Raw genomic sequence first — 290 nt, forward strand, 5'->3', positions numbered from 1 at the left:
TACTCTCCCAGGACCCTGCGGTCCAAGTACCATCGGCGCTAGAGGGCTTAACGGTCGTGTTCGGGATGGGTACGTGTGGAACCCCTCCGCCATCGCCACCAAACGCGATTTGTCGAAGCATAGCTTCTTAAAATCAGATATGGAACTGAAAATCATACACACGTTCTGTGATGTACCAATTTTCATTTCAGAGATCGTTCTCTGAAAACTAGATTCGAAACGAAACATGCGAATTACAACTTGCTATTGGATAAGCCCTCGACCGATTAGTACTGGTCAGCTCCATGCCG

At 47.9% G+C, this 290-nt stretch carries 1 rRNA gene; it reads right to left on the reverse strand.

Annotated elements, in window-relative coordinates:
• A 5S ribosomal RNA gene (gene rrf, locus EL84_RS30585) occupies positions 1 to 103 on the reverse strand; the annotation flags it as partial.
• Between the last annotated feature and the right edge of the window lie 187 nt (positions 104 to 290).

Source organism: Paenibacillus sp. VT-400, from assembly GCF_001029205.1.
GTDB lineage: Bacteria > Bacillota > Bacilli > Paenibacillales > Paenibacillaceae > Paenibacillus > Paenibacillus amylolyticus.